This is a genomic window from Hyphococcus aureus (assembly GCF_042643165.1).
Lineage (GTDB): Bacteria > Pseudomonadota > Alphaproteobacteria > Caulobacterales > Parvularculaceae > Hyphococcus > Hyphococcus aureus.
The window spans coordinates 1,166,155-1,179,853 of sequence record NZ_JBHRSH010000002.1 but is presented as its reverse complement, the minus strand read 5'-3'; the positions used below and the strand labels follow the sequence as shown (position 1 = coordinate 1,179,853).

The 13,699-nt window shown below is 58.0% G+C and carries 14 protein-coding genes and 1 other RNA gene; 10 read left to right on the top strand and 5 right to left on the bottom strand.

Annotated features, from left to right (window positions below; translation table 11 throughout):
• Positions 1-97: 97 nt before the first annotated feature.
• Positions 98-462: a transfer-messenger RNA gene (gene ssrA, locus ACFOOP_RS18605) on the bottom strand.
• Positions 463-567: 105 nt separating this feature from the next.
• Here ssrA and ACFOOP_RS18600 point away from each other — a divergent pair.
• Positions 568-834 carry a helix-turn-helix domain-containing protein gene (locus ACFOOP_RS18600; RefSeq protein ID WP_379882662.1) on the top strand — a complete coding sequence of 89 codons (267 nt, stop codon included), beginning with the start codon at positions 568-570 and terminating at the stop codon, positions 832-834.
• Here the strand turns inward: ACFOOP_RS18600 and ACFOOP_RS18595 are convergent.
• Entirely contained in the window at positions 831-2,300 is a 1,470-nt protein-coding gene (locus tag ACFOOP_RS18595) for a DUF4153 domain-containing protein (protein ID WP_379882661.1), read from the bottom strand. The genes ACFOOP_RS18600 and ACFOOP_RS18595 overlap by 4 nt on opposite strands.
• Before the next feature lie 129 nt (positions 2,301-2,429).
• Here ACFOOP_RS18595 and ACFOOP_RS18590 point away from each other — a divergent pair, with 129 nt between their 5' ends.
• From ACFOOP_RS18590 to ACFOOP_RS18575, 4 genes are all read left to right on the top strand, one after another.
• The gene (locus ACFOOP_RS18590; protein ID WP_379882660.1) at positions 2,430-3,224 is read left to right on the top strand and encodes a thymidylate synthase; all 795 of its coding nucleotides are present in this window, start codon (positions 2,430-2,432) and stop codon (positions 3,222-3,224) included.
• Between the two features lie 5 nt (positions 3,225-3,229).
• A complete protein-coding gene (locus ACFOOP_RS18585) occupies positions 3,230-3,706 on the top strand; it encodes a GNAT family N-acetyltransferase (protein WP_379882916.1) in 477 nt (158 codons plus the stop codon).
• Complete coding sequence (locus tag ACFOOP_RS18580) at positions 3,703-4,236, top strand: dihydrofolate reductase (RefSeq protein ID WP_379882659.1); 534 nt, start codon at positions 3,703-3,705, stop codon at positions 4,234-4,236. Before ACFOOP_RS18585 ends, ACFOOP_RS18580 begins: the two co-directional genes overlap by 4 nt.
• Positions 4,237-4,391: 155 nt before the next feature.
• A complete protein-coding gene (locus tag ACFOOP_RS18575) occupies positions 4,392-5,630 on the top strand; it encodes a nuclear transport factor 2 family protein (RefSeq protein ID WP_379882658.1) in 1,239 nt (412 codons plus the stop codon).
• 7 nt (positions 5,631-5,637) lie between these two features.
• Here ACFOOP_RS18575 and ACFOOP_RS18570 read toward each other — a convergent pair whose 3' ends face one another.
• Complete coding sequence (locus ACFOOP_RS18570) at positions 5,638-6,735, bottom strand: Mrp/NBP35 family ATP-binding protein (RefSeq protein WP_379882657.1); 1,098 nt, start codon at positions 6,733-6,735, stop codon at positions 5,638-5,640.
• Between the two features lie 155 nt (positions 6,736-6,890).
• Here ACFOOP_RS18570 and hflK point away from each other — a divergent pair, with 155 nt between their 5' ends.
• The 3 genes from hflK to ACFOOP_RS18555 all read left to right on the top strand — a co-directional run bounded on the left by hflK (position 6,891) and on the right by ACFOOP_RS18555 (position 10,455).
• Complete coding sequence (gene hflK / locus ACFOOP_RS18565) at positions 6,891-8,066, top strand: FtsH protease activity modulator HflK (protein WP_379882656.1); 1,176 nt, start codon at positions 6,891-6,893, stop codon at positions 8,064-8,066.
• A gap of 1 nt (position 8,067) precedes the next feature.
• Complete coding sequence (gene hflC, locus ACFOOP_RS18560; protein WP_379882655.1) at positions 8,068-8,943, top strand: protease modulator HflC; 876 nt, start codon at positions 8,068-8,070, stop codon at positions 8,941-8,943.
• A 129-nt stretch (positions 8,944-9,072) separates the two neighbouring features.
• On the top strand, positions 9,073-10,455 hold the full coding sequence (locus tag ACFOOP_RS18555; protein WP_379882654.1) for a Do family serine endopeptidase: 1,383 nt from the start codon (positions 9,073-9,075) through the stop codon (positions 10,453-10,455).
• Between the two features lie 19 nt (positions 10,456-10,474).
• Here the strand turns inward: ACFOOP_RS18555 and serB are convergent, their stop codons facing one another.
• A complete protein-coding gene (serB, locus tag ACFOOP_RS18550; protein WP_379882653.1) occupies positions 10,475-11,380 on the bottom strand; it encodes a phosphoserine phosphatase SerB in 906 nt (301 codons plus the stop codon).
• Between the two features lie 14 nt (positions 11,381-11,394).
• Here serB and miaA point away from each other — a divergent pair, with 14 nt between their 5' ends.
• A complete protein-coding gene (miaA, locus tag ACFOOP_RS18545; protein WP_379882652.1) occupies positions 11,395-12,318 on the top strand; it encodes a tRNA (adenosine(37)-N6)-dimethylallyltransferase MiaA in 924 nt (307 codons plus the stop codon).
• A gap of 56 nt (positions 12,319-12,374) precedes the next feature.
• Positions 12,375-12,842, top strand: coding sequence for a YybH family protein (locus tag ACFOOP_RS18540; RefSeq protein WP_379882651.1), 468 nt, complete (start codon positions 12,375-12,377; stop codon positions 12,840-12,842).
• Here the strand turns inward: ACFOOP_RS18540 and ACFOOP_RS18535 are convergent.
• Positions 12,839-13,546 carry a lysozyme gene (locus tag ACFOOP_RS18535; RefSeq protein WP_379882650.1) on the bottom strand — a complete coding sequence of 236 codons (708 nt, stop codon included), beginning with the start codon at positions 13,544-13,546 and terminating at the stop codon, positions 12,839-12,841. The two genes, ACFOOP_RS18540 and ACFOOP_RS18535, sit on opposite strands and share 4 nt — an antisense overlap.
• Positions 13,547-13,699: the final 153 nt, after the last annotated feature.

Here is a 13,699-nt window from a genome sequence, read left to right as displayed (position 1 = left end):
TTCTGTTGCCAGGTGCTCCCGCGGGCGGACGCCCGCATTTCTAAAGAATCCCCGGCGCCTGCGAGAAAGCGCCAATTTGCATAGTGGGAGGAAATAAAGTCCCCGGCTTCTGTTGCCAGGCGCCGGGGGAGCCCCGCCTGACGCTTGGATGGCGTCAGGACTTTAAGTGTTCGGGTTACCCCGCTGCATTAAGCAGCAAGAGCGAGCCCTTCCGAATTGTTGTCATTAGCAACTATTCAGTTTTAGCCAAATAACGGAGGCAAACCGGGCGAAAACATCGTCTTTAGACGCTCGTCGATCCTAGTTCGGCCCCGCCGAAACCTCCCCGGAAGGAGGGGATTTGGTGGAGCCGCCGGGTACCGCCCCCGGGTCCGATACGGTTATTGCACGGGTCATTTATCGCCATAGCCCGCTTGCGCGAGCAGCCCAGATATAGGCCCGGCGCGTAAAGAATTAAAGACCCGTGGCCCAAAGGCCTCTAAAAAAGGCAAGAATGTCAAGATTCTGTAACATCCATGCATTATGTGCGCATAGCGTCAGGGGGCGCTTTCGATGGAGCCGGGCGAGATGGAATCAAGCGATTTCAAGAAATGGCGAAAGTCTCTGGGCCTGTCCCAGAAAGACGCAGCGCACCTTCTCGGCCTGAAACGCCGCATGATCCAGTATTATGAAAAAGGCGAGCGCGACGGCGACAAGGTAAAAATTCCGCGTTCAGTGCGGCTTGCCTGCTATGCGATATCTCAAGGGGTTGAGGATTATAACGGTCCGAACCGCAAGATTCACATGCTGGAAAAAGCAGACAACAAACCCTTGAAGGTTGTAGAAACCGCTTAAGGGTTTGAGGCGGAATCCGGATCATCCGGACCGGTTTCAGCCCCTTCCGGATTGAACGGCAGGACTTCTGGTCCCGCCGGATTGATCGGGTTTTTGTAAGTCCAGTAACTGTCGGCGCTGCGGGCGCGTTCGACCCCGTTCCGGATCTCCATAGCTTGCGGGTGCGCCTCAAGCGTCATCAGCTTGTCGAGCATCCTCTCGCCATCCTTGCCGAGACTGAAGCGCAAATAGCCGAAATCGAAGTCCTCCGCTGCAATGCGTTCCTTGGCGAGAAGCGCGTATTGGCTGTTGGCGCTCATGGCCCAGGGATTGATGAACGGGCTTGCCAGTAAAACCAGGACGGCGATCCAAAGTCCTGCCATGGCGGTATTCAAGGGCCCTACTAATGGCATCCATTTTTTTCCGCGCCAGTTCACTTCTGTTAAAAGCCCCGCAAGGCAGACGATTGAATAGGCTGCAATGAGGCCGTTAATGGCGATGCCGGCGATGCGTGGCGGCGTCAGTCCATAGGCGTCTATCCTCAGGTAAAAGGCGTAAAAGGCGAGCCCTGCATATACCGGGAAGCCGATCAGCGTGATCAGGGTCGGCAGGCGCAGCCATAACGGCGGCGGGCCGCCTTCACCGTTCTGATAGACACCGTTGAAGATCAACATGCCCAATAGCGCCAGCCCCATCATCCATGCGCTGGGATAGGGCCTGTCGAAGACAAGTCCGATACCGTTGACGGCGAAAACGATGAGAAGCGTCAATGTGAAAAGCGCAGTGATGATCATGAGAATGCGCGCCAGGAGAAGCAGCACGAAGCGCAGTGCGCCGAGCAGTGATTGCAGGCCGCGCATCAGCGCAATGGAAAGACCGCCGATGCCGCCAAGAAACGGCAGGATGAACCACGGTTCCTGAAACAGCTTGTTAAAGAAGGTGACGTCGAGTTCTTTGAGAAGCCGCGCCCAGGCGAAAAGAAGAATAAGGGCGAGCGCTGCGAAGAGTTTGGCGCCTCCGGCGATCAGCGGAATAGTCACCCCATGAAAGAAGACCGGCGAATAGGCGGGCGGAGCGCCGCTTTCATGTGCGGCTTTTACGAGTGTAACCAGGAGATAAGCGGCAAGACCGCGCGTCGCCATCCAGAACACCGCCGGGAAGGGCGTCAAATGGGTTTCGTCGCCGCCAACTGCACTGAAGATGAAATAATCAGGCCCAAACAGGATGGCGGCGATAGTGAGCGCGCCAATCAGCGGGCGCAGAAAACGCCCGGACTCCGCCAGTAGAAGATACGCCGCAGACGCCGTGACCGTGAAAAAGAGAACAGAGAGCGCCAGCGGGTTGTCGTCGCGGCCGTCGATCCAGTATTCCACAATGGCATAGACTGCGAGGCCCGTGAGTAACCCGATAACGAGACCCGGCAGCGCGAGCCCTTTTCCACTGGTTTCAGGCGAAAATGCCTGATCATTCGCCCGATTGCCGCTCACCCTGAATCCCCGCTTTTTCGCCCCTCTGGCGGTATTGACGATAACACCCGCCGCGCCGGGGAAAAAGCTCCATTGGCCGCGCGCTCTCAATCGTTACACTGCGCCGGAAACAGGAGATTCGCAGCGTATATGCGACAGTATCTAGACCTTTTGGCCCGCGTTCTCGAAGCAGGCGATGCGCGGCTGGACCGCACCGGCGTCGGCACGCGCGCCGTGTTTGGCCATCAGATGCGGTTCGACCTCGCCGACGGCTTTCCGCTTTTGACGACCAAAAAGCTGCACACGAAGTCGGTAATTCATGAGCTTTTGTGGTTTCTCTCCGGCGACACCAATATCCGGTATCTGAAAGAAAACGGCGTTTCGATCTGGGATGAGTGGGCCGATGAGAAAGGCGATCTTGGTCCTGTCTACGGAAGGCAGTGGCGCTCTTGGGCGTCGCCCGACGGACGCGCCATCGACCAGATCGAATGGGTGGTGAACGAGATCAAAACCAATCCGACATCTCGCCGCCTCGTCGTGAGCGCATGGAACCCCGCCGATCTCGGACAAATGGCGCTCGCGCCCTGTCATTGCCTGTTTCAGTTCTTTGTCGCGGATGGGCGATTGTCCTGCCAGCTTTATCAGCGCTCGGGCGATGTCTTTCTTGGCGTCCCGTTTAATATTGGGTCGTACGCATTATTGACGGCCATGGTTGCGCAGGTTTGCGATCTCGAGCCGGGCGATTTTGTTCACACGCTCGGCGATGCGCATCTTTATTCGAACCATGTGAGCCAGGCGCGTGAACAGTTGACGCGCGAACCCGGCCCATTGCCGAAGCTTGTACTTAATCCGGCCGTCAAAGATATTTTCAGCTTCCGCTTCGAAGACATCGCCATCGAAGGCTATGAGGCGCAGGCTCATATTAAAGCGCCGGTGGCGGTGTGAGCATGATGGTCCGGCGCGCCGTTGAGGGTGATGAAGCCTTGATTTTAGGCTTCATTCGCGATCTCGCGGAATATGAAAAACTCTCTCATGAAGTCGTCGCGACAGAGGCGCATCTCGGCGCCACGCTTTTTTGTGAAACGCCGAAAGCGTTCGCTCTCATTGCTGAAAATGACGGCGCGGCGGTCGGCTTCGCGCTTTATTTTTTCAACTATTCGACGTTCCTCGGAAAGCACGGGCTTTATCTCGAAGATCTTTTTGTCCGCGAAAGCGCTCGCGGCGGCGGCGCGGGGAAGGCGCTTCTTGCTGCGCTCGCGCAGATTGCGATCGAGAATGATTGCGGGCGCATGGAATGGTCGGTCCTTGACTGGAATGCGCCATCCATTGCGTTTTATAAATCGCTTGGCGCGGCGCCCATGGATGAGTGGACGGTTTATCGCCTGACGGGCCCATCACTCGCCGAGCTTGCGAAGGCGGCGAAGTGACTGCGCGTTTGTGTCAGGCGGTGGCGGTGGCGCGAAACGGCGTCATTGGCGCCGAAGGCGGTCTTGCCTGGAAAATTTCCGACGATCTGAAATCATTCAAGGCGGCGACGATTGGCAAGCCGATCATTATGGGCCGCAAGACATTCGACTCGATTGGCCGCCCCTTGCCAGGCCGGGACAACATTGTCGTTACGCGGGCGCCGTCCTTCTCTGCGGAGGGAACGTTCATTGCCCGGACGATTGAGGGGGCCATTAAGCTTGCGCGTGGTCTTGCCGCCGCCAGCGGCGCTGACGAAATCGCTATCATTGGCGGCGCCGAGATCTACGCCCAGACTCTGGCGCGCACCCAGCGGATCTATCTCACCCGCGTCGACGCCGATGTTGAGGGCGATGTCCGCTTTCCCGAGATTGATTCGCGTGACTGGGCTGAGCGATTGGTGGGCGCCTGCGAAAAAAATGACCGGAATGAGCATGCTTGCCAATTTTTCATTCTCGACCGGAGATCCCGAATCCCCGCCAAAGAGCGGTAATTTTTAGGTATTTTGGCGACGGCGCATTCATGGATCGCGCGATAGTATAAGCAATTCCGGCGTTTAGGCTGCAACTGGCTGATCTTCTGGCATACAGTTGACGCGATAGTCTCCGGCGGCGCCGGGAATATCCGAAGGAAAGTGAGGAGGGGGATATGAAACGGGTGGCATCAGCATCGGCGCTGGCGATCATGGCTGTCGCTGCAAGTGCGATTGAAGGCGCCGCAGCGAAAACAACTTGCACACGCGGGTCTGACGCGCGCGTTATTGAAGTGATAACGCCCGGCACAGTCGGTCAAAGCTGTGATGTACGCTATACGCGCGGTGGCGGCGCGAATGTTTCCGTTCCTTATCACGCGGATAATTCCGACAGTTTTTGTTCCCAGAAAGCGGACGCCATGGTGAAGCGTCTCGCGCTTTCCGGATTCGCTTGCGTACAGTCTGCGCCGGCCTTGCGCGCAGACGCTTCGACCGCAGGTTCCGATTATGTGGTAGAGGCCAGGCGGCCTGAGCCGGAAGCGGCGTCGCAGCCATTGCCCGCGCCGTCGCCTGCGCCTGCCGCTGTTGCCGAAACCATTGCAGATGAGCCGGCGCCGGCCGCCGCGCCGCCAGGTGAACCTCAGCAATTGGCACAAGCGTCTGAACCTGCCGCGTTGAGCCCCGTTGAGACGAGTGCGCCTTCTGCCGCCCTCGAAGATGAAATGAGCAAAATACTGGCGCAGCCGCCGATTGAGGCAGCCGCTAACGGGCCGGCGCAACTGGTGGCGCAACATGCTGAGCCGCCGACGCGTCCACAGGCCTCGCCGGTTGGCCGTCTTGTGGGCGCCGAACCTGACGCCCCGCGTCAGGCGACGGCGATTACGCAAGCGAGCGCTCAGGAGGCTGCGCCTGCGCCGCAACCAGAAACAGCCGCTGTGCCAGCGCCTGAACCTGTTAAGCCCGCCGAAGTGCAAACTCCGGCGCCGCAGCCGGAAAAAGCCGCGGCGCCAGAACCGGCGCCGTCGACACAGCTTCGCACACCGGCCGATGTCATCCGCGCCACCTTGATGGCTCAAGCCGCCGCCTGGAACGAGGGCGATCTTGATGGCTTCATGAACTCATACTGGAAAAGTGACGAGTTGAAATTTGTTTCAGGCGTCAATGTCACCAGGGGCTGGAACGCCACCATGAAAAGGTACCGCGACCGTTATTCAGGTGGAGAAGGGTTGGGCCAGCTCGGTTTTGAAAAGCTTGAAGTGAAGCTCGTCACCAATGATGTCGCTGTCGTCACCGGGCGTTTCAATCTTGCCCGCAGCGCGGAAACGTCAAGCGGCGCCTTTTCGCTTGTCATGCGCCGCGACGCCGGCGCATGGAAAATCGTGCATGATCACACAGCTAGCGATCCGGCGCAGTAAAGCGCGGCTACGCTCGTTCCGTGAATTTAACGATTTGATCTGCAAGCTGATCGAATGTTCTTGCAGCGGCGTGTTCCGTTGCTGCGACGGGCAGCCCGTCATCTGATGCCTGCCGCAGATCGGGATATAGCGGCACCGCCCCCAGGAAAGGCGCTCCGAGATCCTTTGCGGCCCGTTCGGCGCCGCCTTCTCCAAAGAGAAACTGTTTCGATCCGTCAGGCCCTTCCATCCAAGCCATGTTTTCAATAACGCCGATTAAAGGCGTGTTTGTCTGCCGGAATAACTGAACGCCGCGGCGCACATCAGCCAGCGCCATTTCCTGAGGCGTAGAGACGATGACGGCGCCGGAGAGTTTTTTCGACTGAATGAGAGAAATATGTGCGTCGCCGGTGCCCGGCGGAGTGTCGACTAGGAGAATGTCGAGATCGCCCCAGTCCACATCGCTCATCAATTGGCGGAGCGCCCCCATAACCATGGGGCCGCGCCAGGCGACCGCTTCATCCGGGTCGATGAGAAAACCGATCGACATGAGTTTGACGCCGAACGCCTCGAACGGAACGATCTTGTTGTCCCGCATTTCCGGCTTGCCTTTAATGCCGAAAAGCGTCGGCAGGGAGGGGCCGTAAATGTCGGCGTCGAGGAGGCCGGTTTTGAGCCCGCGCGCGGAAAGGGAAACCGCGAGGTTGGCTGCTACGGTCGATTTGCCGACGCCGCCCTTGCCCGAGGCGATGGCGATCATGGACTTCACGCCCGAGAGTTGCTCGCCGGCGGCTTCAATCCGAGGCTTCTGCTTGAGGCCGAACGGGTTGTCATGGCCGCCTTTTGCAGGCTGCTGTTGCTGGTGGGGAGCGGCGCTATGGGCTGTCGCCACGGCCGCGACGCCGGTGACGCCGGGTACGGAAGCGGCGGCGCTCTCAGCCGCTTTGAGAAGCGCTTCCGCGGCGCGCCTGTCCCCATCAGGGACCTCCAGCGTGAACCGCACCTTGCCGTCCTCATCCGCCGATAGGCCGCCCACAGCGCCTGCCGCAATTATGTTGCGGCCCGAGGAGGGGTCTTTAATTGCCGATAGAGCGGCGCGTACACGTAAAACAAGGCTGCCAGACACGGGGAATACCCTTTGAAATACTTAAAAAAAACGCATCTGACGCGTTGCGCCCGATGGAATCGGTCACATATATACGTCGCAAATCTGGTTCTTCCACCAGCGCCCGCCCGACAAAGGGCCGCAAGGCGCTAATTCTTCATGAGAGAGAGGCTTGAATGCCCTGGCAAGACAATTCCGGTAATCGCGGCGGTGGCCGTGGACCCTGGGGCCAACCGCCCCGCGGCGGCAATGGCGGCCCCAATAATGGCGGCGGCCGCAGTGGCGGCGAGCCCCCCGATCTTGAGGATCTGCTTCAGGCCTCACGGCAGCGATTGAAGCGGGCTTTCCCTCGCGGCGGACGCGGCAACGGCGCTGGCGGACGGGGCGGCGGCGGGTTTGAGATCAACCGGTCTACAGGCGGTCTCATCGCTGCGGCGCTTGCGGTGCTTTATGTCTTCAGCTGCGCCTACCAGGTGGCGCCGAATGAACTGGCGGTTGTCACGACATTCGGAAAATATACGGACGTTACCGGCCCTGGCTTGCGGTGGAAAATTACGCCTATCCAGTCCGTGATCAAGCAACCGGCGCTAACCGTGCTCGACATGTCGATCCCGGCACGGGACCGTCGCACTGGCGGGCTTTCACAAGGACTGATGCTGACGGGCGACAAGAACATCGTCGATGTCGCCTTCACTGTGCAGTGGAAAATCAAGTCCGACACTGTGCCGGAAGCAGGCGAAAAATTGCCTGGCGTCGCTCAATTCATTTTCAATATTGATGAACCCGAAGAGTTGGTGCGCACCGTGGGTGAAGCATCGATGCGCGAAGTTGTCGGCAGCAACACGCTCGACTTCCTTCAGACGGGAGGCCGGCTTGAGGTTCAGCAGCAGACCCAGGACCTGATGCAGGAAGCGCTTGATTCCTATAACGCAGGCATTCAGATCGAAAGCGTGCTTTTGACTGGCACGGAGCCGCCAACCAATGAGGTCAATGAGGCCTTTCGCGATGTTCAGGCTGCGGAGCAAAACCAGGCGACCGTCATTCAACAGGCGCGTCAGTATACGAACCGGGTCGTGCCGGAAGCGCGTGGTGAAGCTCAACGCATCCTTGAGGATGCTGGCGCTTATGCATCGCGGGTCACAGCTGAGGCGCGTGGTCAGGCCCAGCGTTTTGACAATATCTATGAGGAATACCGCAAAGCGCCCGAAGTGACGCGCCAGCGTATGTATCTTGAAACGGTGGAGCGCGTGCTCTCAGATATGGACAAAATTATTATCGAGGAGGGGGCGGGTTCCGGCGTTGTCCCGTACCTGCCGCTGAACGAAGTTCGCCGTCAGCAGGGAGACAATTAAGATGAAAAACGCATCCCTTCCATTTATCGGCGTTGCTGTGGTCGCCTTTCTGGTGATCTTGTTAAACACGGCGTTTACAGTGCCGGAAACGCATTCGGCGCTGGTCTTTCGTTTTGGTGAGCCGAAAAGTCAGTATCTCGAATCCGGACTTAAATTCAAAGTTCCGTTTTTCGAAACCGTTGATTTTATCGACCGGCGCAATCGCATCCTCGAGCAGGAGCAGACGGAAATCATCGCGCGCAATCAGGAGCGTCTGATTGTTGATGCTTTCGCGCGTTACCGCATCACTGATCCGTTGCTGTTTTATCAATCGGTCCGTTCGGAGACGAATGGCGAAAGCCGTCTTACTCCACAGTTTGACCGTTCTATTAAAGCCGTCCTTGGCGAAGTGACGGTCGATGAAATCATTTCCGAACGACGCAGTGAATTAATGATCCGTATTCGTGACCTGTTGAGCCAATCGGCGCGGCCGCTCGGCGTTGAAATCATCGATGTGAAAATTTTGCGCGCGGACCTGCCGCAGACAAACTCCGAAGCGGTGTTTCAGCGGATGATCGCCGAACGCAACCAGCTCGCCCAGCAATACCGTTCAGAAGGCAGTGAGCGGGCGAACCAGCTCAAGGCCCAGGCCGACCGTCAGGTTATTGAGATCAAGGCCGAGGCCAACGAGGAATCGGAGAAAATCCGCGGCGCCGCCGACGCCGAACGAAACGCGATTTTCGCCGCCGCCTATGGCAAGGATGCGGAATTTTTCGCATTTTATCGCTCCCTCATCGCTTATGAGGAGGCGATGAAAAAAGGCGACACAACCATCCTGCTTTCGCCGAATAGCGAATTCTTTAGATATTTCAATAATTTGCAGGGGGCTCGCCAGTAAGGCGCTGTCCTTTGCGGTCAATTTGAAGCGAAAATGCACCGCCCGCCCGCAAGGTGATTTGCGGGCGGGCGGCTTTGCGTTAACCTGATCGATCTAAAGGTTTGGTTTCGGGGAAAGATAGAGGCGATTATGGCTCGTTTGGGCGTTGTTCGGGGGCTTTTGGTTGGCGTTCTCGCGTCGGGTGCGCTGGTGACCGGAACGGTCGCAGCGGCGCCATCGCGGGGCGCGCCGGAAAGTTTTGCAGATCTTGCTGAAAAACTGACGCCGGCGGTGGTGAACATTTCCTCCGCCCAGCGTTCGCGCAGCGGCAGGGCGAGCGGCGAACTTGCGCCGCTTCAGCGCAAATTCGATCAACCGGCCGTTTCGCTCGGCTCCGGCTTCATCATTGACGCCTCGGGTATCGTGGTGACGAACAATCATGTCATCGATAACGCCGAGAACATTACAGTGACCCTTCATGACGGGCGCGAATTCACCGCAGTTGTGAAAGGCCGCGACCGCGAAACCGATCTCGCTGTTTTGCAACTCGAAGGCGGCTCCAAATTTCCCTTTGTAAGTTTCGGCGATTCCGATGCGGCGCGCGTCGGTGACTGGGTGATCGCCATAGGCAATCCTTTTGGCCTTGGCGGCACCGTGACGGTGGGCATCGTCTCCGCGCGCAATCGCGACATCAATTCCGGTCAGTATGATGATTTTATTCAGACTGACGCCGCTATTAACCGCGGCAATTCGGGTGGCCCGCTGTTTGACATGAGCGGCAAAGTTGTTGGCGTGAACACGGCGATTTATTCGCAGACGGGCGGTTCGGTTGGCGTCGGCTTCTCCGTGCCTGCCGATCTCGCGGAAACCGTGGTGACGCAGATTCTGGATTATGGCGAAACCCGCCGCGGGTGGCTCGGCGTTTCGATTGATGATGTCACGCCGGAGCTTGCATCGTCACTGAAGCTGCGCGTGCCGAAAGGCGCTGTCGTGACGGTGGTTCGCCCGAACAGCCCTGCGTCAGACGCAGGTCTTGAACCCAATGACGTCATTCTTCTGTTTAACCGCCGTGAAATTGAAAGCGTGCGCGATCTGACCCGCGCCGTCGCCGATACGCCGATTGGCACGACAGTGCCTATGGAAGTGCTGCGCGATGGGCGAAAGGTGACTGTGCAGGTTCGTGTCGATCGCCGTGAAACCCGTATGCTCGCGGCTAACGGGTCGAGCATTTTGCCCGCCAATGCAGCGCGCGGCTCCGGCCTTACGCTGCAGGAGCCGACCGATGAAGTGCGCCAGGCTTATGGTCTGCCGCCCACCGTTCAAGGCGTTGTCGTTACCGCCGTCGATCCGGAAAGCACGGCCGCGATCGTGCTGCAGCCAGGCGATATTATCCTCGAAATCGGCTGGGAGCGGATCACGCGCCCTTCTGCGGCAGTGGATAAGCTCGGTAAGCTGAGAAACCTCAATAGCGGGCCTGTGCAGATTTATGTCCAGCGCGGCGATCTGTTGTTCTACGAATCACTCCGTCCTTAAAACAGAGCGACCGTAGACGTCAGGCGGTGAATTCCGATTTTGAATAGCCCTGCAGATAGAGTAGGGAGGTCAGGTCTGCGTAATGGATGCGTGTTTCCGCTGATTGCGCCACCGCAGGCTTGGCGTGAAATGCAACGCCGAGTCCCGAGCGCGACAGCATGGAAAGGTCGTTGGCCCCATCACCCACGCCCATGGTTTCGCTCAACGCGACGCCATTGTCAGCGGCGATGGTCTCCAGCGCTTCTTGTTTTGCGGCGCGGCCCAGGATTGGCATCTGGACCTTTCCTGTCAGCTTGCCGTTTTCAATCAACAATTCATTCGCCTGCTGATGTTGAAACCCGGCCCGCCTGGCGATGCGTGACGTGAAGTAGGTGAATCCCCCTGAAACAAGGGCGGTGACGGCGCCATTGGCGTTCATGGTTTCGACAAGTGTCCTGGCGCCCGGCGTTAGCGTAAGGCGTTTCTCAAATGTTTCTTCGAGCACGCTTTCAGGAAGGCCGGCGAGCATGGCGACGCGTTCATTGAGCGCGCCCTCAAAGTCGAGTTCACCGCGCATCGCCCGTTCGGTAATGTCGGAAATTTCCTTCCGCTTGCCTGCGTATTCCGCGAGCTCGTCGATGCATTCCTGCTGGATGATGGTGGAATCCATATCCGCGATCAGGAGTTTTTTGCGGCGGTTCTCGACGGGAATCACATTGGCGTCAATGCGCGCGCGAATGGCCACAGCCTCGATGCGCGGCAGAAAATCCGGCCTTGGATGTTCGGTTAGCGCTATGTCATAAGCTTCAGCAGGAGCAAGCTCCTTTGCCGATGAGCCAACGCGGACGTAAGGACCAAGCGCGTTCCGGAACTCGTCAATCAGTGCTGAATCGATAGGCGTTTTTGACGGATTAGCGATGATCGATAGAACAAACTTCATACTCATGCGAACTTCAAACCGTGAATAAGCCGGGTCTCATTTTCATCGCAGGGCCGACCGCCAGCGGCAAATCGGCAACTGCGATAGCGCTCGCCGGAGCCCTTAACGGCGAAATCATCAACGCTGACGCCATGCAAGTCTATAATGATTTGAACATCATAACAGCCCGGCCGACGGCCAGAGAGGAGGCCATAGCGCCGCACCACCTCTATGGCGCACTGGATGCGTCGGAGCGTTGCTCCGCAGGGCGCTGGTCGCGACTCGCAAAAGTTGCGCTTGATCAATGCGCGGCACACGGAATAGTTGCACTGGTCTGCGGCGGCACCGGGCTTTATTTTCGCGCACTGGAAGAAGGGTTGTCGCCTGTGCCGGAAATGCCGACAGAGGTGCGTGCGCTGGCGCAGGCGCGTCGCGACAAGCTGGGCCCTGAAGCGTTTCGGGATGAGGTTGTGTCCCAGGATCCTGCAATGGAGCGTTTTCCGGCAGGAGACGCGCAGCGGCTGTTGCGCGCATGGGAAGTTTTTTGCGCTACAGGAAAACCCTTATCCTGGCATCAGGCGCGCCCGCGTGCACCGATCGTGGGCAGTGTTGATGCGCGTATCATTATTGAGCCGCCTCGGGATGTTCTCTATGCGCGTTGCGATGCGCGCGCCGCTATGATGATGGAGGAGGGCGCCATTGACGAGGTGCGGGCGCTTCTGGCCCGCAATCTCGATCCGTCGTTGCCTGTGATGAAAGCGCTTGGCGTACCGGAAGTCGCCGCTATGCTCCGCGACGAGGTCGACGCCAAAACTGCGCTTGAAACATTGCAGCAGAACACGCGGCGTTTCGCCAAGCGTCAGCTTACATGGTTTCGGAATCAGGCGCCGGATTGGCCTCGTGCGGCCAGTGCGGAGGAGGCTGAAAGACGCCTGCGGGAAATGCTGCATATCACTGGAAAGTGAGCCTTCATCCGCCCTTATTGGGCTATCTTGTCGCCGATAGTCTGAGGGGAAATGTCATGAAAAAAGTTCTCGCGACGTTAGTCGCAGTTGCAACATTGATCTCAAGCGCACTGGCCGGGCCTCTAGATGAGATGCTGGACGCCGATCGCGATTTTGCAGCGATGGCGAAAGCTGAGGGCGTTCCTGCAGCCTTCGCCGCTTATGCGGCAGATGATGTGCGCATGTTTCCAGAAGGCGGCGCGCCTTATCAAGGCCGCGATAAGCTCATTGAAAGATTTTCAACCTGGCCCGAAGGCGCAACTTTGTCATGGGCCCCTATGGACGGCGTCGCAGCATCAAGCGGCGATTTCGGTTATACATGGGGTACTTATATTTTCACCGCTCAGAGTGAAGATGGAGAAACCTCATCGTACGGAAAATATGTCTCTATCTGGCGCAAAGAGTCTGACGGATGGAAGTTCATCGTTGATATCGGTAATTCCGGTCCAACGCCTGAAAATTCTGCGCCTGAGAAAGCTGACTAAGCGGGCGCCAGAAACAGGGCGCGTTCTTTTTCCCGGCGTTCCACAAGATGCGGAATGACCTCGCCGCCGCCTTTATTATGATTGCGGAAATTATCCGCTGCTTGTGTGTAGTCGCCAGCATTGAGGGCGTCGAGAACGGTGCTGCGCGAAAAGGCGCCGGCGCCCAGATTGTAGGCGAAAGAGACAAGCGCGGAGAACTGGTTTTCGTTCAAAGGGACCAGCACTATTTTTTTGACGACGTCTTCCGATGCGCGCACATCCTCGCGCAGCAATTTTTCGGCCTCGCTTTCGTTGATGGTCATGCCGACTGTCGCGGTGCGTGAATGGCCATAGCCAATGAGCCATTGACCGCCGGCATTATAGGCTTCCAGCCGCAGCCCTTCACTTGCCTTGATGATGGTGAGGCCAGCGTCATTCACGCGCAGGCCGGCATTGGCGGCGTTGCCCAAATCCCCTGACGCCGGTTCCGGCGCTGAAGCTGTCGGCTCGACATCAGGGCTGGCTGCTTCGTCCTCGGCTGAAGAGTCGCTTTCGTCATTTTCCTCATCGGCGGGTATGGGTTCATCAAGCCGCCCGAACCAGCTTTCAATCGATGAAAATCCCCGGTCGGTAAGGCCGCGCGCCCAGCCGGGAAGGCCGTAGCGGTCGCCTATGGCTGCGCCCAGAACAATAAGCAAAAGCCAGATGAATAACTGGATGCGCATCAGAGTCTCCCCCACATCGATCAGACATCGTTTCGAAGCCGTGTTTTCCCCATGGCCATGCTGGCCACTATAGGCTCAAAGATCAAATCGCCAATCGGGAATGGTTAACGTCAGATTGCAAACATTGGCAGATGGCGTTATTTAATCACACTC

Bases quoted from the DNA above. Each gene is read 5' to 3' on its own strand.
- ACFOOP_RS18600 (WP_379882662.1), top strand. From the start codon at position 568: ATGGAATCAAGCGATTTCAAGAAATGGCGAAAGTCTCTGGGCCTGTCC.
- ACFOOP_RS18590 (WP_379882660.1), top strand. From the start codon at position 2,430: ATGCGACAGTATCTAGACCTTTTGGCCCGCGTTCTCGAAGCAGGCGAT.
- ACFOOP_RS18585 (WP_379882916.1), top strand. From the start codon at position 3,230: ATGGTCCGGCGCGCCGTTGAGGGTGATGAAGCCTTGATTTTAGGCTTC.
- ACFOOP_RS18575 (WP_379882658.1), top strand. From the start codon at position 4,392: ATGAAACGGGTGGCATCAGCATCGGCGCTGGCGATCATGGCTGTCGCT.
- hflK (WP_379882656.1), top strand. From the start codon at position 6,891: ATGCCCTGGCAAGACAATTCCGGTAATCGCGGCGGTGGCCGTGGACCC.
- hflC (WP_379882655.1), top strand. From the start codon at position 8,068: ATGAAAAACGCATCCCTTCCATTTATCGGCGTTGCTGTGGTCGCCTTT.
- ACFOOP_RS18555 (WP_379882654.1), top strand. From the start codon at position 9,073: ATGGCTCGTTTGGGCGTTGTTCGGGGGCTTTTGGTTGGCGTTCTCGCG.
- serB (WP_379882653.1), bottom strand. From the start codon at position 11,380: ATGAGTATGAAGTTTGTTCTATCGATCATCGCTAATCCGTCAAAAACG.
- ACFOOP_RS18540 (WP_379882651.1), top strand. From the start codon at position 12,375: ATGAAAAAAGTTCTCGCGACGTTAGTCGCAGTTGCAACATTGATCTCA.
- ACFOOP_RS18535 (WP_379882650.1), bottom strand. From the start codon at position 13,546: ATGCGCATCCAGTTATTCATCTGGCTTTTGCTTATTGTTCTGGGCGCA.